Below are 18,313 nucleotides of genomic sequence, written 5' to 3' on the forward strand. Positions count from 1 at the left end.
TTTATGGATACAATGTTGCACAGTGACCGCATTTTGATTTTAGATTTTGGTTCGCAATACACTCAGCTTATCGCTCGGCGAGTGCGTGAGGCAAAAGTTTATAGTGAAATTTATGCTTGGGATGTGGATGCGCAGGCAATTCGCCAGTTCAATCCTAAAGGAATTATTTTGTCAGGCAGTCCTGAATCTACCACGCTTGAGGATGGACCGCGTGCACCAGAGGTGGTATTTGAATTGGGTGTGCCAGTGCTAGGTATTTGTTATGGGATGCAAACGATGGCGGTGCAAAATGGCGGTCGTGTAGAGCATTCAGATAAACAAGAATTTGGCTATGCCAAACTCAATAATATTCAGCCTAATGCTCTTTTTGCCAATTTGGCGCTTGAGGAAGGTTTGGAAGTTTGGATGAGTCATGGTGACCATGTGGTGGCTGTGCCAGAAAATTTTGTGGTATTAGCTTCTTCGCCTAATGCGCCTATCGCTGTAATTGCCAATGTTGAAAAACATTATTACGGTGTTCAGTTTCATCCTGAAGTAACACATACACCGCAAGGGATGTTGATGTTGACCAATTTTGTCCATGAAATTTGTGATTGTGGGAGTCACTGGAATACACAAAATTTTATTGAGGAAAACGTTGCGCGCATTCGTGAGCAAGTTGGTACAGATAAAGTGGTATTGGGCTTATCAGGCGGTGTGGATTCATCAGTGGTGGCTGCCTTGTTGCATGAGGCGATTGGGGCGCAATTAACTTGTGTGTTTGTAGATACGGGATTACTGCGCCTAAATGAAGGCGATGAAGTGATGGCGGTTTTTGCTGAGCATATGGGTGTGAATGTAGTGCGCGTTAATGCGCAAGAGCGATTTTTTGACGCGCTAAAAGGTGAGATTGACCCTGAGGCAAAACGCAAGATTATCGGACGTTTGTTTGTAGAGATATTTGATGAACAAGCTAAGCACTTACAAGGAGTTAAGTGGTTGGCGCAAGGAACAATTTATCCAGATGTTATTGAATCAGCAGGCGCAAAAACAGGTAAAGCGCATGTCATTAAATCACATCATAATGTCGGTGGTTTGCCAGAGACGATGAATTTGGCTTTGCTAGAGCCATTGCGTGAATTATTTAAAGATGAAGTGCGGGAATTGGGGGTCGCGCTTGGGTTACCTGAATCAATGCTTTATCGTCATCCTTTCCCAGGTCCAGGCTTAGGCGTGCGGATATTGGGAGAGGTTAAGGCACAATATGCAGATTTGTTACGCCGTGCTGATGCAATATTTATTGAGTGTTTGCGCGCATATGATTTATACGACAAAACCAGCCAAGCATTTGCGGTATTCCTACCAGTAAAATCAGTAGGTGTTATGGGAGATGGGCGACGCTATGATTATGTTGTTGCCTTGCGAGCGGTAGAAACAGTAGACTTTATGACTGCGCGCTGGGCGCATCTGCCGTATGATTTTTTAGATGAGGTTTCGCGTCGTATTATTAATGAGGTTGGTGGTATTTCGCGCGTAGTGTATGATATTTCAGGTAAACCACCAGCAACTATTGAATGGGAATAATGGGAATAAAAAGAATTTTTCAAAAAAAGGGTTGCAATGTTCTAGATTGGCGCTATAATAGCGCCCTTATTCAGATGCGGGATAGAGCAGTCTGGTAGCTCGTCGGGCTCATAACCCGGAGGTCGTTGGTTCAAATCCAGCTCCCGCTTCCAAATTCTTGGAAAAGCCCTTTTAAAAGGGCTTTTTTGTTGCCTACGCATTGGCGATGAGTACTATGAACTTATTTTTCATGTAGGTAATGATGATTTTTTGCATATACCTGGAAAGGTTTGGCAAAGTTATAAGGAGTAAAGCATGTCTCGTGAACAAACCATTAGCGATTTATGTAAGCCGCTGGTGGAATCTATGGGCTATGAATGGGTTGGGGTGGAATTTCATGCCAATTCGGTCAATAGTATTTTGCGCATTTATGTGGATAAACCAGAAGGCGGAATTTCTATGGAGGATGTGGTGGCGGTGACAGAGCAAATCAATCCGCTGCTTGATGTAAAAGACCCTATCAGTGTGGCTTATACGCTTGAGGTGTCTTCTCCTGGGTTGGATCGTCCTTTATTTACACCAGAACATTTTCAACGTTTTACTGGTGAGCTGGTAAAATTGAATGTGCGTCAGCCAGTAGAACGTCGACGTAAATTTACTGGTGTGATTCAATCAGTTGATTTAGAAGAAAACAAATTAATCCTCTCACTTGAAAAAGAAGGAGAGATGGTAGAATTGGCGTTGGATAATATTGATAAAGCCCGGTTGGTTCCGGTGTTTGATAATTAATTAAGGAGCAACAGAAAATGGCAAAAGAATTGCTGGCAATCGTTGAGGCGGTTGCAAATGAAAAAGATGTTGACCGTAGTGTGATTTATCAGGCATTAGAGGCGGCGCTGGAAGCAGCAACACGCAAACGCCATATCGATGAGCAAATTGAGGCGCGAGTATCGATTAATCCTAAGACTGGTGAATATGAAACTTTTCGCGTATGGCAAATTGTTGATGATGAAGAAGTGTTGGAAAATCCAGATGCGCAAATGCGTGAAACAGTGGCGCATGTGGAGTTTCCCGAAGCAAATTTAAAAGTAGGCGATATTTATGAATTGCCGATTGAAAATGAATCATTTGGTCGCATCAGCGCACAGCAAGCTAAGCAAATTATTATTCAGAAGTTGCGCGAAGCTGAGCGAGAAAAGGTTTATCAGCAATTTATTGATAAAGAAGGCAGTTTGATGCATGGCATTGTGCGTCGGCATGAGCGTGGTAGCGTGATTGTTGATGTTGGTGGTGTTGAGGCGACTATTCCGCGTGAGGGACTTATTCCTAGAGAATCTCTTCGAATGGGGGAACGAGTGCGTGGATATTTGCAAAAAGTTAATCGTGAGATGCGAGGCCCTCAGCTATCGATTAGCCGTGTTGCCCCTGAATTTTTAATTCAGTTGTTCACTTTAGAAGTGCCTGAAATAGGCATGGGGAATATTGAAATTATGGGTGCGGCACGAGAACCAGGGGTGCGGGCTAAAATTGCTGTGCGGACTTTTGACCCTAGAATTGACCCCGTAGGAGCCTGTGTAGGAATGCGTGGTTCAAGGGTGCAGGGTGTTATGAATGAATTGGCTGGTGAAAGCATTGATATTGTCTTGTGGGATGAAGACCCTGAGCAATATGTAAAAAAAGCGATGTCACCAGCGGTGATTACTGACTCATCTATTAATCCAGAAAGAAAGAGTGTAAGCATTGCTGTGCCAGAGGAAAAATTGGCGCAGGCAGTGGGAAGAGGCGGGCAAAATGTGCGTCTTGCAAGTGAGTTGACGGGTTGGCATATCAATGTATTAAGCGAGGAAGATTTTGCCAAGCAAGCACAAGACGCGCAAATGAAACAACAGGGACAGTTAGCAGATATGCTTGAGGTTGATGGTGATATTGCAACGCGTCTTTATGAAACTGGCTACAATTCGCCTGAAGTGGTTGCTTATGCTGAGCGTGAAGATTTATTGGCGATAGAGGGATTTGATGAGTCAGTTGTTGATGCATTGTTAGAGCGCGCAACAGATTATTTATTAACGCAGGCATTTGCCGAAAATACTGATCCTGATGACGAAATGCAAACACCGCTTGAAGCGTTTGAAGGCTTGGATCAAGAAGTATTAGCGCGTTTGTTGGAAAATAATTTTGCTACGCAAGAAGACCTTGCTGAGTTAGCTATTGATGAATTAGTCGAAATGACTGGTTTGAGTAAAGATGAGGCGTCGGCGTTGATTTTAAAAGCGCGCGAGCCTTGGTTCCGTTAAGTCTAAATTGGGGGAATAACTATGACCGTTGCTGAATTGGCGAAACAATTAAAAATACCGGTTAATCGCCTACTAGATTTGATTGCGGAGGCAAAAATTGATGTTAGTAGTGCTGAAGATACTATGTCGCCAGCACAGAAAGTGGCGTTGACTAAACATATTGCATCGAAGAAAAAAACTAAGCTTAGTTTGGATGCGGCGAAAAAAAATAATACCGCTAAAACTAAAGAAGTAGCAGCTAAAACAACACCAAAAGCAAAATCTAAATCACAAAAAACAGCTGAACAGTCTGCAAGCAAAGCGCAAGAGAAAAAATTAAGCCCTTTAGAACTTGCTAAGCAAATGGCAGAGCAAAAGCGTTTGGAGCAAGGTGAGGCGCAACGTGATACTGAACAAAAAGCGCATCAAGAGGCAATTGAAGCAGAGAAAAAACGCATAGAAGAAGAGAAAAAACGTAAGGTGCGCAAAGAGAAAGAAGCAAAAGCGCAAGAAAAAGAACAAGAAGAACGCCAAAAAGCTGAAGCGGCTTTCCAAGCGCAACTGGCAGAACAGGAAAAAGCACGCAAATTACGTGAAGAGGAAGAGGCGCGGAAAAATACTGAAGAGCAGTTGCGCAAACAAAAAGAGCGTGAAAAACAATCAGCAAAAGAACGCGCGGAGCTAGAGCGTAAGCGTCAAGAAGCTTTGCAGGCGGTTGAAAAAGTTGAGGGATATGAGGAAGAGGCGCAGTCGCGTTTTCATATCAAATCTAAAGAGAAATTTTATGGTAATAAGGAGCGCGGCGGGCGTAAGCGCCAAGAGGATGAGGAGCGCAAAAGCAGCGCGCGTGGTCGTCAAAAAGCAGAGCGCAAAGGCGGTAAATTTGAAAAACCAGTAACGCCAGTTTCGCGTGAAATTAGAATTCCTGAAACAATTACCGTAGGTGAACTGGCGCAAAAAATGACCGTAAAGGCTGGCGAACTGATTAAAACGATGATGAAAATGGGTTCGATGGTTACTATCAATCAAATCCTTGACCAAGAAACGGCGGCGTTGGTTGCAGAAGAAATGGGGCATAAGTATGTGCTGATTAATGAAAATGAATTAGAAGAGGCGGTATTTGCGCAAGCAGAAGAAAATTCAGGAGAGGTGAAACCTAGAGCGCCTGTGGTTACGATTATGGGGCATGTTGACCATGGGAAAACGTCTTTGCTTGATTATATTAGAAAAACTCGAGTGACTGCTGGTGAGGCAGGAGGCATTACGCAACATATTGGAGCCTATCGAGTTCAATCCAATGATTCGACGATTACGTTTTTAGATACACCAGGACATGCGGCGTTTACAGCGATGCGAGCACGTGGGGCGGATGCAACGGATATTGTAGTGTTGGTGGTGGCGGCTGATGATGGTGTAATGCCACAAACTATTGAAGCGATTCAGCATGCTAAAGCTGCAGATGTGCCGTTGATTGTGGCTGTGAATAAAATTGATAAGCCTGAATCAGATTTGGAGCGCGTGAAGTCGGAATTATCTCAGCATGGAATTATTTCTGAAGAGTGGGGGGGCGAGCATTTATTTGCTTATGTTTCAGCAAAAACAGGCGAGGGCGTGGATGATTTATTAGAGCAAATTCTAATTCAATCAGAAGTGCTTGAGCTTACAGCACCTGCAACGGGTTCAGCAACTGGTGTGGTTATTGAGTCGCGCTTAGACCGCGGGCGTGGAAGTGTGGCGACAATTTTGGTGCAGTCTGGTTTGATGAAAAAAGGCGAGATTTTATTGGCAGGGATGGAATACGGGCGTATTCGTGCCATGTTAAATGAGTTGGGTGAGGAGATTGCAGAAGCAGGTCCTTCAACGCCTGTGGAGGTCTTGGGATTATCAGGAACGCCTAATGCAGGAGATGAGATTGTCATTGTTGAAAATGAGCGTAAAGCCCGTGAGATTGCAGATTTGCGCGCCAGTAAGTTCAAAGAGATGAAAATTGCACGTCAGCAAAAATCTAAATTGGAAAATTTATTTAGCAATGTGAATAAAGAAGAAGTTCATGTGGTGAATTTGATGATTAAAGCTGATGTGCAGGGTTCAGTAGAGGCGCTATCAGATGCTTTGGTTAAATTATCCACTGATGAGGTGCAGGTAAATATTGTATCAACGGGTATTGGTGGAATTAGTGAATCGGATGTGCAATTAGCAATTGCTTCTGAGGCTATTATCATTGCATTTAATGTTCGTGCTGAATCTAATGCCAAGAAGTTAGTAGAGCAAGAAGGGGTTGATTTGCGCTACTACAGCATTATTTATGAGGCAATTGATGAAGTGCGAGATGCGATGCAGGGGATGCTTGCGCCTGAACTTAAAGAAGAAATTATTGGTTTGGCAGAGGTGCGCGATGTGTTCCGTTCGTCAAAATTGGGCGCGATTGCAGGGTGTGTGGTGTTAGATGGTGTGCTTAAGCGTTCAAATCCAATTCGGGTACTACGTGATAATGTGGTGATTTATGAGGGTGAATTAGAGTCTTTACGTCGTTTTAAAGATGATGTGAATGAGGTACGCGCGGGTACGGAATGCGGTCTTGGGGTTAAAAACTACAATGATGTTAAAACAGGGGACCAAATCGAGTGTTATGAACGTGTTTCAGTTGTAAGGAAGTTGTAATGGCTAAGGGCTTTGACCGTACGCGGAGAATTGGTGAGCAGATGCGACGTGATTTGTCGCAAGCAGTTGTGGAGATTTTAGACCATCCAAATGCATCTTTGTTGTCGTTTACTGATGTGCGCGTTACGCGGGATTTATCTTTTGCAAAGGTGTTTGTTACCTATGTGTTAGAAGATGAGGAAGAGAGAGATTATTTGGTTAAGCGACTTAATGCGTGCGCACCGCAATTTCGCCATTATTTGGCTAAGCGTCTTAGTATTCGAAAAATGCCAGAGCTGACTTTTTATTATGATGAATCGGTAGAATATGGTGCGCACATGGAGCATTTGTTAACTAGTTTGGTTGAAAAGGCTCAGGATAAGGACGATGACACATCGCAAGAAAGTTGAGCGTGCAATAGATGGTGTCTTGTTGCTCTATAAAATCGAAGGGCAGACTTCTAATATGGCTTTGCAACAGGTTAGGCGATTGTATCAAGCAAAAAAAGCAGGACATGGTGGTACGTTAGATCCTTTTGCAGAGGGGGTGCTGCCAATTTTGTTTGGTGAGGCGAGTAAGTTTGGGCAGTATATTTTAGGTGAGGATAAAAGCTATCGTGTGGTGGCTCGTTTTGGATATGAAACCGATAGTGATGACAAAGAGGGAATGCCGACACTTGAGGCGGCTGTGCCAGACTGGCAGCAGGTAGATTGGCAGTCGTTATTGGCGCAATTTACGGGTGAGATTTTGCAATCTCCGCCGATTTATTCAGCGCTTAAGGTGAACGGTAAGCGTGCGTATGCCTTGGCGCGTGAAGGTCGGATTGAAAGTTTACCACCGCGCAAGGTTCTTGTGCATTTTTTTCAATTTATTGAAAGAGATGGCGATTGTGTGGTTTTTGAGGTGCGTTGCAGTAAAGGAACTTATATTCGTGCGCTGGTGCGAGATGTGGCGCGCGCTTTGGGTAGCGCTGCGCATGCAGTGGCTTTGACGCGTTTGGCGGTAGGGCGGTTGCAGGCGCCGTGTTATCGCTATGACGAGATTCATGAATATGATTTGACTCAATTGCAGGCGTTATTATTGCCTGTCTCTCAATGTGTGGCAGGGTTATCTAAAGTCGTTGTGCCTGAAAATAAGGTGCAGTTTCTAATTCATGGCAATGATGTTGCTATCGATGCGCTTGATTTTATACCTAAGCAGGGGCAAAGAGTGGCGCTTTATGATAGAGATGTTTTTTTAGGGGTAGGGGATTGGGCGCAAGGGCGCATTTATCCCAAACGGTTGTTAAAACAAGATGCGTTACACTAAGTCAGATTTTTATTATCAGTTACCAGAGGCGTTAATTGCGCGCTATCCTTTATCGCAAAGAAGCGCAAGTCGAATGTTGTTGGTTAAGCCAAATTTAGAAGAAGTTGTGCAATTGCTAGATTTGCAGGTGGTTGATTTTGTAGATTTATTGTCTGAGCGTGATTTGCTGGTGTTTAATAATACAAAGGTGTTGCCAGCACGTTTGCAGGGTCAAAAATCAACAGGGGGAAAAGTTGAGATTTTAGTGGAGCGCTTGAAATCTCCTTATGAGGTGCGAGCCTATTTGCGTGCGTCTAAAACTCCAAAGGTGGGAGCGACGTTGCATATTGGCGCAATATCGGTTGTGGTGTTATCGCGTGAACAGGCGTTGTTTACTTTGCAAAGCACGTTGCCGTGGCAGGAGATTATGCAGCAACATGGGCAAATGCCTATTCCGCCTTATTTAGATAGGGAGGCGCAGCAATTAGATAATGAACGCTATCAAACGGTCTATGCTAAGGAATTGGGGGCGGTTGCCGCACCAACGGCTGGATTGCATTTTGATAAGAGAATGTTGCAAGCGATACGCCAACGTCAAATTCCTTGCACTGAGGTAACCTTGCACGTGGGGGCTGGGACGTTTCAGCCTGTGCGTGAGGAAGATTTAAGCGCGCACGTGATGCATGAGGAATGGTTATGTGTAGAGGCGCAAACGGTGGCAGCGATTGAAGCGTGCAAAGCGCGTGGTGGACGAGTGATTGCAATTGGCACAACGAGTTTGCGAGCGCTAGAAAGCGCAGCGCAAGAGGGGCATTTAAAGCCATGGTCGGGAGATACAAACTTATTTATTACGCCAGGATATCGATTTAAAGTGGTAGATGCGCTGTTTAGTAATTTTCATTTGCCTGAATCAACGTTATTGATGTTGGTTAGTGCATTTGCTGGTTATGAGGCGATACGAGAGGCTTATGCGCATGCGATTAAACAGCGCTATCGTTTTTATAGCTATGGCGATGCGATGTTTATCGCAAAGAATCATCAGTCGTTAGAACTTGTGGTTTGAGACTTTTGAAAACTAAGGAGATAAGAATGTTTAAGCAAAAAAATTATCTGTAATGTTGTTATCAGCATTGGTATTAATAGGTTGTACAAATAATGGGCAATTCTCACAGCATCAAAGCGCAGCGATTGGTACGGCTGTTGGTGCTTTGGCTGGAGGGGTGCTTGGGCATCAGATTAATGATGATAATGGGCGTTATGTTGGGGCAGTGGCAGGGGCTTTGGCAGGGGCTGCGATTGGGAATTATATGGACAATCAACAGCAGCAAATTCAACAACAAGTTGCAGGAACAGGAATTGATGTCAATCGTGTCGACCAAGGCACTTTGCAGTTAAATATCCCTAGCGAGGTATTGTTTGCGGTCAACCAAAGCAGTATTAACCCGCAGTTTTATCATTCATTGAATGCTATTGCCCAAACTTTACAACAATATCCCAATACGATTGTGCATGTTTATGGATTTACAGATGGCAGTGGTGCGGATGATTACAATATGCGCTTATCTCAGGAGCGCGCGCAAAATGCTGCACAGTATTTAGTGCAACAAGGAGTTAATCCGCAGCGGTTTGTGGTTCGAGGCTATGGTGAGCAATTTGCAACAGCAGAAAATAATCCGCGCGACCGTCGGGTTGAGGTGTTTATTCGCGCCATTGACCAAGCCAATCCGCAGGCTGCTTATCAGTTGGTGTATTAATATTGGCGTTTATATGCCTAAAAACACCTCTATTTGAGGTGTTTTCTTTTATTTAGGGGGCGGAGTTTTAGGGAGAAAGCATGCAAATTCATCGTTGGCAGTCAGGCTGGTCGCCAAGTCAGGCGGTTGCATTGACCATTGGCAATTTTGATGGCGTTCATTTGGGACATCAGGCGATGTTGTATCAATTACAACAAGCAGCGTTGGCGCGCAATTTAGACTCTATGCTCATGAGTTTTTTCCCACATCCTAAGATGGTATTGCAACAGGCGCGCTTTACAACAATTACGACTTTGCCAGACCGCGCTTTTTGGTTGGATTACTACCGCTTACAGCATTGGCTGTTGTTGGCTTTTACGCCTTCTTTGCGCAAAGTATCGGCGCGGGAATTTGTGTTGGATTATTTGCTTAAGCGCTTGAATGTACGCTATTTGCTGGTGGGAGATGATTTTAGATTTGGTTATAAAGGGCTGGGCGATATTGAATTATTGCAAAAGATGGCGCAAGCCTTTGGCTTTGAGGTGCAGGCGCATGAGAGTGTGCGTTATGCTGATAATGGACGGCGTGTATCGAGTTCGATTATTCGGCAGGCGTTATTCGACCATGATTTGGCTTTGGCGCAGGCTTATCTTGGGCATGCGCTGACTTTTACGGGGCGGGTGCGCCATGGGGATAAACGCGGACGCGCGTTAGGGGCGCCAACGCTGAATTTGCATGTGCCTGAGAACTGGTGTTTACCCGATGGGGTCTATGTGGTAAAAGTAAACATTTTGGCGCAAAATGAGTCGGTTTGGGGGGTGGCGAATGTGGGAAAAACGCTAACATTTGCTGGCAAACATCGAAAATTGGAGGTTTTTTTATTTGGTGGGCGTTATCAATTATATGAACAACGCCTTCAGGTCGAAATTAAACACTTTATACGCAAGATGCGCCAATTTGATACTCAAGAGGCGCTACAGGCACAAATTCAACAAGATATTATCGATGCACGCGCAGTTATTGCGCGCTTATCTGCTAACTAAGGGCTAATGAAGGATAACACTATGGCTGATTATAAACATACTTTAAACCTACCGCAGACGGCATTTCCTATGCGTGGGAATTTACCGCAACGTGAGCCAGAAATGCTGGCGTTTTGGCAAGAAAAAGATATTTATGCCAAGCAACGCGCACAATTTGCTGATAAGCCAATGTTTTTATTACACGATGGCCCACCCTATGCCAATGGCATGATTCATGTTGGGCATGCGCTGAATAAAATTTTGAAAGATATCATTATTAAATCACGCCATTTATTGGGATTTAATAGTCCTTATGTACCAGGTTGGGATTGCCATGGGTTGCCGATTGAGCAGAAAGTTGAGCAAAAATTTGGTAAGCCAGGAGTAAAAATTTCTGAAGCGGAGTTTCGTGCGCAGTGTCGTGCGTTTGCAAGTTCTCAAGTGGCGTTGCAGAAAGAGGATTTTATCCGCTTGGGGGTGTTTGGTTATTGGGATAAACCGTATTTGACGATGGACCCAAAAGTTGAGGCGGGCATTGTGCGCGCTTTAGCAGATATTGTTGCAAATGGGCATGTGGTGGATGGGTTTAAACCTGTGCATTGGTGTTTGGATTGTCGTTCTTCGCTTGCTGAGGCGGAGATTGAATATCAAGATAAAACGTCTTTTTCAATTGATGTGGCGTTTGAGGCTTGTGATAAAACTGCGCTTGGCGCTATTTTTGGGGTTCAGGTAGAGCGTTTAACTGGGATTGATGTGGTCATTTGGACGACAACACCATGGACTTTGCCAGCTAATGTGGCGGTGAGTGTGCATCCTGAATTTGATTATGTTTTGATGCAAGAAGGCGATAGAGGCGTGGTTGTGGCAGCGGATTTGCTTGAGTCGTTGCAACAAAAATGGGAGATTGATTCTTGGCGTGAGTTGGCGCGGGTGAAAGGCGCTCAGCTGGATAGGGTGCGGTTGCGACATCCTTTTATTGAGCGTGAATCGCTAATGATTAATGGTGAGCATGTAACTTTGGAACAAGGCACGGGCTGTGTGCATACTGCTCCAGCGCACGGGGTGGAAGACTATGAGGTGTGTAAGGTTTATGGACTGGAGTTGATTAATCCAGTATTGAGTAATGGGACTTTTATTCAGGATACGCCGTTGGTGGGGGGAATGCAGGTATTTGCTGCAAATGAGGTTGTGGTTAAAGCATTGTTTGAATTGGGGCGCTTGCGTTGTGTGAGTAAGATTGAGCATAGTTATCCGCATTGCTGGCGTCATAAAACGCCGACGATTTTTCGTGCGACTACGCAATGGTTTATTTCGATGGAAAAAGCGGATTTGCGAAAAACAGCGTTAGAAGGCTTAAAAGAGGTGAAATTTACACCGCAATGGGGGCAGGCGCGTTTGACCAGTATGATTGAGAATCGTCCTGATTGGTGTATTTCGCGTCAGCGTTTTTGGGGGGTTCCGCTGTGTTTTGTTGTGCATAAAGAAAGTGGGGCGTTGCATCCTAATAATGCAGAAATCATGCGTAAAGTGGCGGATATTATTGAGCAAGAAGGGATTGAGGCTTGGTTTACTTTACCGCTGGAGGTGTTGTTGCCAGCAGATGAGGTGCCATTGTATGAAAAACTTAATGATGTGCTGGATGTGTGGTTTGATTCGGGCGTTACGCATTATGCAGTGATTCGCGCGCGTGAGGAATTAAGCTATCCTGCGGATTTGTATTTGGAAGGCTCTGACCAGCATCGGGGTTGGTTTCATTCGTCTTTGCTCACTGGAAGCGCCATTGATGGGCGACCACCTTATAAAGCTTTGTTAACTCATGGGTTTACCGTTGATGAAAATGGGCACAAAATGAGTAAATCGGTGGGGAATGTGGTTGAGCCACAGAAGGTGATTAAGCAGATGGGGGCAGATGTATTGCGGCTGTGGGTGGCATCAGCGGACTATAGTGCAGAAATTCGTTTATCAGACAATATCTTAAAACAACGTGCGGATGCCTATCGTCGTATTCGTAATACAGCGCGCTTTTTGCTGGCCAATTTGCATGATTTTGACCCGAAAAAAGATTTGTTGGCGCCTCAAGAGATGGTAGCGTTAGACCGCTATGCGATTGCCAGCGCTTATCGTTTGCAACAGGCGTTGCAACAGGCATATGTGGATTATGAGTTCCATTTGATTTATCAGCAATTATTTAATTATTGCTCGGTAACGTTAGGTGGATTTTATTTGGATGTGATTAAAGATAGGCAGTATACGATTGCCACTGATAATCGCGCGCGTCGTTCGGCGCAAACAGCGATTTATCATATTTTAGAGGCGTTGGTGCGCTGGATTGCGCCGATTTTGTCGTTCACTGCGGAAGAAATTTGGCAGGTTATGCCAGGAGAGCGGGAAGAATCAGTATTTTTAACAACGTTTTATGATGGTTTATTTGATTTAGAAGCAGAGGACGTTAGCGAGGAGACTTGGCAGACGGTCATGCGTTTGCGGGATGAGGTGAATCATCAGCTTGAGAAGGCGCGACAAGCCAGCGAGATTGGTGGGTCGTTGGCGGCTGAGATTCGGTTGTCTGTTGAGCCTGCTGTGTATGCGTTGTTAAAACCTTTAGAAGCGGAGTTGCGCTTTGCTTTCATTGTCTCCAAATTAACTTTGGAGCAAGGGGCGCAAACGCAAATTGTGGTTCAAGCATCAAAAGCGCCTAAATGTGAGCGCTGTTGGCATCATGTTGAGGATGTGGGCGAAAATGCGGTTTACCCTGATTTGTGTGGGCGCTGTGTGGAGAATGTGGCAGGTGCTGGAGAAGTGCGACGTTATATTTAAGCGCGTATAGAAATGGTAAGGGATTGAACCAGCGCTAATCTGCTCTTAGAAAGTTTTGAGGCGGGTGTAAGGCGCTGGTTTTCTTTTGGTATTAAGGCAGGAGAATTTAAGGTGAATAAGAAAGGTACTCAGCAGGCTATGGCGTTAATGGGTGTGGCGCTGTTATGGGTGGTGGCGGATTATTTAACTAAACAATGGGCGTTGGTGCGCTTAGCGTATGAAAAGATTGTGGTGAATGATTTTATGAATTTTTATTTGACGTTTAATCCTGGCGCGGCGTTTGGGATATTGGCACGCTATGGGGGATACAACGTTGGTTTTTTATGGGCTTTGCTTTGGCGGTTACGCTGTTTTTATTATATCGCGCTTATTGTTTTGCCTTAGAGCGTTGGGAGTTTTTGGCTTATGCCTTTATTGTTGGGGGGCGCTGGGCAATGCGCTAGACCGCTCGGGGTTATTAGATGAGAGTGCATTGGGAGCGATGATTGGGCATGTGGATAATCCTAGCCCAGCATATGTTATTGATTTTATTCAGTGGCATTATCAGGATTGGTATTGGCCTGTTTTTAATGTGGCGGATGTGGCGATTACTTTGGGGGTGGGTTGTTTGTTTGTGCATTTATTTTTGCAGGATAAAAAGCAGGCGGAGGCTCAAGGTGAGTAAGCCATCAAAGAAGGTGTTGGTGGTGTATGCAGGTGGCACGATTGGGATGGTGGATTCTGAATTGGGCTATCGTCCTGATGAGGGGTTTGTGGGCGTATTGCAACAGGCGTTGGTTGAGCATGGAGTGCAAGGGGTGGAAGTGGTGGCGCTGGCGTCTTTAATTGATAGCTCAAATGCTGGTGTGGGTGATTGGCAGGCGATGATTGAGGCGTTGGAGGACTACGCAAAGAGCTATTCGGCGTTGGTGTTATTGCATGGAACGGATACGCTAGCGTATAGCGCGGCGGTATTGGCGTTATGGTTTGAGGGGAGGGGGTGTGCGCTGGTGATAACGGGCGCGCAACGCACTTTTGTGTCAGAGGATAGTGATGCTTTGGAGAATGTTTTAGGAGCGATTGCTTATGCGCAAAGGGCGGATTTTCAGCAAGTTGCGGTGTATTTTGGCGGTTTGTTGCTTAATCCTTATGCGGTGCGCAAGGTGCATGCACAAGATGATAGAGCTTTTGCAACGCCTAATGCGCCTATTTGGGGGGAGACTTATGCGCTATTTGCAAAGGCGATGGTGCGAATGCCTCGCTTAGCGTTGGGGAAGGAGCGGTGTTTGTCTACGGTTGGACAGGGGGCGGTGGCGCTGTGTCATATTACGCCAAGTATGCCTGAGGCGGTGATTAGCGCTTGTTTTTCTGAGTCTGTGCAGGCGGTGGTGTTGTGTAGTTATGGGGTGGGGAATGTGCCTCAGCGGGAAGATTTGCAACAGGGGATGGCGAAATTATTGGCGCGTGGTGGGTTGGTGTTGCATTGTACGCAGTGTTTTCAAGGGTATACGCAACAGAATGTATATGCTACAGGCGTTGGGGCGTTGGGTGGAATAGAGGGCGGTTTGATGCATTATGAGTTGGCGTATGTGTTAGCTTATTTTGCTTGTGCGTTTAATTGGCAGGCGCAGGAGGTGGCGGATTGGGTGGCGCACTATAATCGTATTTTGCACAATGCTGGAAAATGATAGCGCAGGTATATGGTTTTACGGATTAAACCTAAGCGCTGCGATGAGAGACTGTTAGTAAGTTAAGAGATGGGGGAGTTTTAGCGGTGGGTATAAACAATGAGAAAGCGCCATTTTAGGCGCTTTTTTTGGTTAGGGGTTGAGGATTTGGGTGCCGAGTTGTTCGGGATTGCTGTAGGCGGTTAATAGGTTGTGGGGCTGTGTGCCGTTTAAGATGTGGACGCGTGCGCCGTTTTGTGCAGCAAGGCTGGCGCAACGGATTTTAGGAATCATGCCTCCTGATATGGTGCGGTCGGCGATAAGGGAGTCGATTTGATTAAGGTGAAGGCTTTTAATGCGTTGTTTTTGTTGGTTGAGCAGTCCATCAACGTTGGTCATGAGAATAAAATGTTGGGCGTTTAGGGCGCAGGCGATGTGGGCGGCACTAAAATCGGCGTTGATGTTGAGTATTTGTTGGTCGTTGTCGAGTCCAATGGGGGCAATGATGGGGAGGTAGTGATGCTCTAGGAGGTGGTGGATGAGGTCGGGTTGGATGTCTTCGATGCTGCCAACGTGTTGAAGTTTGGGTTGGCGCTTGGCGCGGATGAGGTGTGCATCTTGTCCGCTAATGCCTACGGCGTTAAGTCCTTGGGATAGGCAGGCGCGCACGAGGGCTTTATTGACTTGCGCACAAAGTGCCATTTCAACGATTTCTAGGGTGTCTGTGTCGGTTACCCGCTGTCCATCAATAAAATGGCTGGTAATGTTGGTTTTATCTAGCCAATAGTTGATTTGAGGCCCTCCGCCGTGGACGATAACAATGCGGTGTCCTTGTTGGCGAAGTTGTGCAATTGCTTGGGCAAATTGTGGGAGGAGGCGGTGGTCTTCTATGGCGTTGCCACCGTATTTGATAACGCTTAAAGGGCTGTTCATTAGTGTTGTCCTGTGTGTCCAAAGCCGCCGCTGCCGCGTTGGCTGTGATTAAATTCTTCGACAATTTCTAGGGTTGGGCGGATGATGGGGGTGATGATGAGCTGGGCAATGCGTTCGCCTAGGGTAATGGTATGAGGTGTTTGAGCGCGGTTCCAGCAGGAAATTTTGAGTTCGCCTTGGTAGTCGCTGTCAATTAGTCCGATGCTGTTGCCGAGGATGAGTCCTTTGTGTCCCAGTCCTGAGCGGGGGAGGATGTAGGCGGCATAGTTGGGATTTTCAAGATAGATGGCGATGCCTGTGCCGATTAGAGCGGTTTCGTTAGGGTTGAGGGTTAGGCTGTCGCCTGTAAAAACAGCGCGCAAATCCATGGCGGCACTACCATCAGTGGCGTAGGTGGGTAGGGCGATGCTTTGATTTAGGCGAGGGTCAAGGATTTTAAGTTGTAGTGTGGGGGTCATGTTGTTGTCCTTTGTATTGATTAAAAATGTAATGTAGTAGGTGATGGGCGAGTTGTTGTTTGTTTTGTCGCGCTAGGGAATGTTGTTCGTTTGCGGTGATGAGGGTAACTTGGTTGTCCTCGGCATTAAAAATATTGTCGCTGACGTTGTTGGCAATAATGATATCAAGGTTTTTTTGTTTGAGTTTGGCTTGGGCATAGGGGATGAGGTGTTCGGTTTCAGCCGCAAAGCCTACGACAAAGGGGCGATTGTGGGTACGATTGGCAACGCTGGCAATGATATCAGGGTTTTCAATAAGGGTTATCTCTGGCATGCCATGGAGGGTTTTTTTCTGTTTCTGCTTGCTTGGCTGGGCGGGGCGGTAGTCGCTAACCGCGGCAGTGCCAATAAAGATATCGCATTGGGTTTGTTCAACGGCTTGGTGCATTTCTAAGGCGCTGGTTACATGAATGGTGTGAACGTTGGCTGGGGGAGGAAGGGCGGTTGGACCAGTGATTAAGAGGACGTTGGCGCCGTGTTGTTGCGCAGCTTGCGCAAGAGCATAGCCATTTTCCCAGAGCTGTGATTGCTGATGTAGCGGACGGGATCAATGGCTTCGCGAGTTGGGCCTGCTGTGATGGCGATGGTGAGATTGTTGAGATAGTTATTAGATGGATGGAGGGTGTGTTGCAGATGGGTGTAGATTTCTTCGATTTCAAGAAGGCGCCCTGCACCAATATCTTTGCAGGCTTGTTGACCATATCCAACGGGAAGAATGTGATGATTGGGGCGTTGTTCTAAGGTTTGGAGGTTGGCTTGGGTGGCAGAGTGTTGCCACATTTGCTGGTTCATGGCAGGAGCGATGAGTACTGGAGCTGGTGTGGCAAGATAAAGGGTGCTGATAAGATCATCAGCAATGCCATGAGCGAGTTTGGCAATAAGATTGGCGGTGGCAGGCGCAATGAGAAGCGCGTCTGCCCATTTTGCCAGTTCTATATGTCCCATCGCGGCTTCGTGGGCATCGTTGAAAAGTTCGCTGCGAACGATTTCGCCACTAAGCGCTTGTAAAGTGGTGGGGGTGATAAAGGCGTGCGCTGAGGCGGTAAGGACGCAGCGAACACGGTCGCCATTTTGGGTGAGCTGGCGAATTAAGAGCGGGATTTTGTAAGCGGCGATGCTGCCACTAATGGCAATAAGAATGTTGGACATATTGGCTGTAAAATAAAATGGGTATTCTATCTTTTTAAAAGAGGTGTTGGCAAAAAATGTCTAAGGATGAATCAATGCCGCGTGAGCGGTTGCTTAAATATGGTGCGAAGGCGTTGGCAGATTATGAGTTGTTGGCGATTTTATTAAAAACAGGATTGGCTGGAAAATCGGTATTACAACTGGCGCAGGAGATTTTGGCGGTGCGTGGGGGGTTGGTTGGGTTGCTGGTGAGTGATTATGAGCATTTGAGTGGGATTAAAGGCTTGGGGCAGGCAAAAATTACGGAGATTTTGGCGGTCAAGGAAATGGCGGCACGCTTTGTGGAGGCAGAATTAAAAAAATCAGAATGGGTGTTTACTTCATCAGAAACAGTAAAAGATTTTTTATTGATGAATTTTAAAGGCTTGGCGGTAGAGCAGTTTGGTATGTTGCTTTTAGACCAACAACACCGCTATTTGGCTTTTGAATGGTTGATGTTAGGAGAGGTGGCGATGGTGGAAGTTCCGATGCGAAGGATTTTAAGTGATGTGTTGCGCTATAAGGCGGCAGCGGTGATTTTGGTGCATAACCATCCTGCACATTCAACCGCTGTTTCTTTGGAAGATAAGCAGGCAACAACGCAAATTGAGCAGGCGCTGGCGTTGATTGAGGTGCGTTTGTTAGACCATTTTATTGTGGCGGATAATGCGGTGGTGTCGATGAGAGAAATGGGTGGATGGGATAAATAGCGCTAAATCTGCTAAAGGCAATACTTTGTCTTTTCTGTCTATGTTA

The 18,313-nt window shown here is 45.8% G+C and carries 16 protein-coding genes, 1 tRNA gene and 1 pseudogene; 15 read left to right on the forward strand and 3 right to left on the reverse strand.

Features of this window, described 5'->3' with window-relative positions:
• Nucleotides 1-3: 3 nt before the first annotated feature.
• The 14 genes from guaA to A5N84_RS01115 all read left to right on the forward strand — a co-directional run bounded on the left by guaA (nt 4) and on the right by A5N84_RS01115 (nt 14,981).
• Nucleotides 4-1,563 (forward strand): glutamine-hydrolyzing GMP synthase, encoded by a 1,560-nt coding sequence (guaA, locus tag A5N84_RS01055; RefSeq protein ID WP_072281021.1) that lies wholly within the window; start codon nt 4-6, stop codon nt 1,561-1,563.
• Nucleotides 1,564-1,638: 75 nt separating this feature from the next.
• Nucleotides 1,639-1,715: transfer RNA gene (locus A5N84_RS01060), tRNA-Met, on the forward strand.
• A gap of 142 nt (nt 1,716-1,857) precedes the next feature.
• Complete coding sequence (gene rimP / locus A5N84_RS01065) at nt 1,858-2,331, forward strand: ribosome maturation factor RimP (protein ID WP_072280938.1); 474 nt, start codon at nt 1,858-1,860, stop codon at nt 2,329-2,331.
• A gap of 17 nt (nt 2,332-2,348) precedes the next feature.
• A complete protein-coding gene (gene nusA, locus A5N84_RS01070) occupies nt 2,349-3,836 on the forward strand; it encodes a transcription termination factor NusA (RefSeq protein ID WP_072280939.1) in 1,488 nt (495 codons plus the stop codon).
• A 21-nt stretch (nt 3,837-3,857) separates the two neighbouring features.
• Nucleotides 3,858-6,476 (forward strand): translation initiation factor IF-2, encoded by a 2,619-nt coding sequence (gene infB, locus A5N84_RS01075; protein WP_072280940.1) that lies wholly within the window; start codon nt 3,858-3,860, stop codon nt 6,474-6,476.
• Nucleotides 6,476-6,865: a 30S ribosome-binding factor RbfA gene (gene rbfA / locus A5N84_RS01080; protein WP_072280941.1), complete on the forward strand. Its 390-nt coding sequence runs from the start codon at nt 6,476-6,478 to the stop codon at nt 6,863-6,865. The genes infB and rbfA overlap by 1 nt, the downstream gene beginning before the upstream one ends.
• Nucleotides 6,843-7,763 carry a tRNA pseudouridine(55) synthase TruB gene (truB, locus tag A5N84_RS01085; protein ID WP_072280942.1) on the forward strand — a complete coding sequence of 307 codons (921 nt, stop codon included), beginning with the start codon at nt 6,843-6,845 and terminating at the stop codon, nt 7,761-7,763. The genes rbfA and truB overlap by 23 nt, the downstream gene beginning before the upstream one ends.
• A complete protein-coding gene (queA, locus tag A5N84_RS01090) occupies nt 7,750-8,805 on the forward strand; it encodes a tRNA preQ1(34) S-adenosylmethionine ribosyltransferase-isomerase QueA (protein WP_072280943.1) in 1,056 nt (351 codons plus the stop codon). Before truB ends, queA begins: the two co-directional genes overlap by 14 nt.
• Nucleotides 8,806-8,857: 52 nt before the next feature.
• On the forward strand, nt 8,858-9,496 hold the full coding sequence (locus tag A5N84_RS01095) for an OmpA family protein (RefSeq protein ID WP_072280944.1): 639 nt from the start codon (nt 8,858-8,860) through the stop codon (nt 9,494-9,496).
• Nucleotides 9,497-9,576: 80 nt separating this feature from the next.
• Nucleotides 9,577-10,518 carry a riboflavin biosynthesis protein RibF gene (ribF, locus tag A5N84_RS01100; RefSeq protein ID WP_072280945.1) on the forward strand — a complete coding sequence of 314 codons (942 nt, stop codon included), beginning with the start codon at nt 9,577-9,579 and terminating at the stop codon, nt 10,516-10,518.
• A gap of 21 nt (nt 10,519-10,539) precedes the next feature.
• Nucleotides 10,540-13,314, forward strand: a complete 2,775-nt coding sequence (ileS, locus tag A5N84_RS01105; protein ID WP_072280946.1) for an isoleucine--tRNA ligase — start codon at nt 10,540-10,542, stop codon at nt 13,312-13,314.
• Between the two features lie 111 nt (nt 13,315-13,425).
• On the forward strand, nt 13,426-13,698 hold the full coding sequence (locus A5N84_RS12990; protein WP_143324767.1) for a signal peptidase II: 273 nt from the start codon (nt 13,426-13,428) through the stop codon (nt 13,696-13,698).
• 4 nt (nt 13,699-13,702) lie between these two features.
• A complete protein-coding gene (locus tag A5N84_RS12995) occupies nt 13,703-13,978 on the forward strand; it encodes a signal peptidase II (protein WP_332882098.1) in 276 nt (91 codons plus the stop codon).
• Nucleotides 13,971-14,981 (forward strand): asparaginase domain-containing protein, encoded by a 1,011-nt coding sequence (locus A5N84_RS01115; RefSeq protein WP_158008607.1) that lies wholly within the window; start codon nt 13,971-13,973, stop codon nt 14,979-14,981. The genes A5N84_RS12995 and A5N84_RS01115 overlap by 8 nt, the downstream gene beginning before the upstream one ends.
• A gap of 132 nt (nt 14,982-15,113) precedes the next feature.
• Here the strand turns inward: A5N84_RS01115 and argB are convergent, their stop codons facing one another.
• The 3 genes and pseudogenes from argB to coaBC form a co-directional block, all read right to left on the reverse strand.
• Nucleotides 15,114-15,893, reverse strand: a complete 780-nt coding sequence (argB, locus tag A5N84_RS01120) for an acetylglutamate kinase (RefSeq protein WP_072280948.1) — start codon at nt 15,891-15,893, stop codon at nt 15,114-15,116.
• Entirely contained in the window at nt 15,893-16,351 is a 459-nt protein-coding gene (gene dut / locus A5N84_RS01125; protein WP_072280949.1) for a dUTP diphosphatase, read from the reverse strand. The genes argB and dut overlap by 1 nt, the downstream gene beginning before the upstream one ends.
• Nucleotides 16,329-17,539 (reverse strand): annotated as a pseudogene (gene coaBC, locus A5N84_RS13170) (bifunctional phosphopantothenoylcysteine decarboxylase/phosphopantothenate--cysteine ligase CoaBC). Before coaBC ends, dut begins: the two are co-directional and overlap by 23 nt.
• A 56-nt stretch (nt 17,540-17,595) precedes the next feature.
• On the opposite strand from coaBC, the gene radC reads away from it, so the two are divergent.
• Nucleotides 17,596-18,267, forward strand: a complete 672-nt coding sequence (gene radC / locus A5N84_RS01135) for a RadC family protein (RefSeq protein WP_072280950.1) — start codon at nt 17,596-17,598, stop codon at nt 18,265-18,267.
• The last annotated feature ends 46 nt before the right edge of the window (nt 18,268-18,313 follow it).

Origin of the sequence: Rappaport israeli, from assembly GCF_001888055.1 — a bacterium.
Classification (GTDB): domain Bacteria; phylum Pseudomonadota; class Gammaproteobacteria; order Cardiobacteriales; family Cardiobacteriaceae; genus Rappaport; species Rappaport israeli.

Excerpts from the sequence above, each read along its gene's own strand:
- guaA (WP_072281021.1), top strand. The coding sequence starts at position 4 with ATGGATACAATGTTGCACAGTGACCGCATTTTGATTTTAGATTTTGGT.
- rimP (WP_072280938.1), top strand. The coding sequence starts at position 1,858 with ATGTCTCGTGAACAAACCATTAGCGATTTATGTAAGCCGCTGGTGGAA.
- nusA (WP_072280939.1), top strand. The coding sequence starts at position 2,349 with ATGGCAAAAGAATTGCTGGCAATCGTTGAGGCGGTTGCAAATGAAAAA.
- infB (WP_072280940.1), top strand. The coding sequence starts at position 3,858 with ATGACCGTTGCTGAATTGGCGAAACAATTAAAAATACCGGTTAATCGC.
- rbfA (WP_072280941.1), top strand. The coding sequence starts at position 6,476 with ATGGCTAAGGGCTTTGACCGTACGCGGAGAATTGGTGAGCAGATGCGA.
- truB (WP_072280942.1), top strand. The coding sequence starts at position 6,843 with ATGACACATCGCAAGAAAGTTGAGCGTGCAATAGATGGTGTCTTGTTG.
- queA (WP_072280943.1), top strand. The coding sequence starts at position 7,750 with ATGCGTTACACTAAGTCAGATTTTTATTATCAGTTACCAGAGGCGTTA.
- A5N84_RS01095 (WP_072280944.1), top strand. The coding sequence starts at position 8,858 with ATGTTGTTATCAGCATTGGTATTAATAGGTTGTACAAATAATGGGCAA.
- ribF (WP_072280945.1), top strand. The coding sequence starts at position 9,577 with ATGCAAATTCATCGTTGGCAGTCAGGCTGGTCGCCAAGTCAGGCGGTT.
- ileS (WP_072280946.1), top strand. The coding sequence starts at position 10,540 with ATGGCTGATTATAAACATACTTTAAACCTACCGCAGACGGCATTTCCT.
- argB (WP_072280948.1), bottom strand. The coding sequence starts at position 15,893 with ATGAACAGCCCTTTAAGCGTTATCAAATACGGTGGCAACGCCATAGAA.
- dut (WP_072280949.1), bottom strand. The coding sequence starts at position 16,351 with ATGACCCCCACACTACAACTTAAAATCCTTGACCCTCGCCTAAATCAA.
- radC (WP_072280950.1), top strand. The coding sequence starts at position 17,596 with ATGTCTAAGGATGAATCAATGCCGCGTGAGCGGTTGCTTAAATATGGT.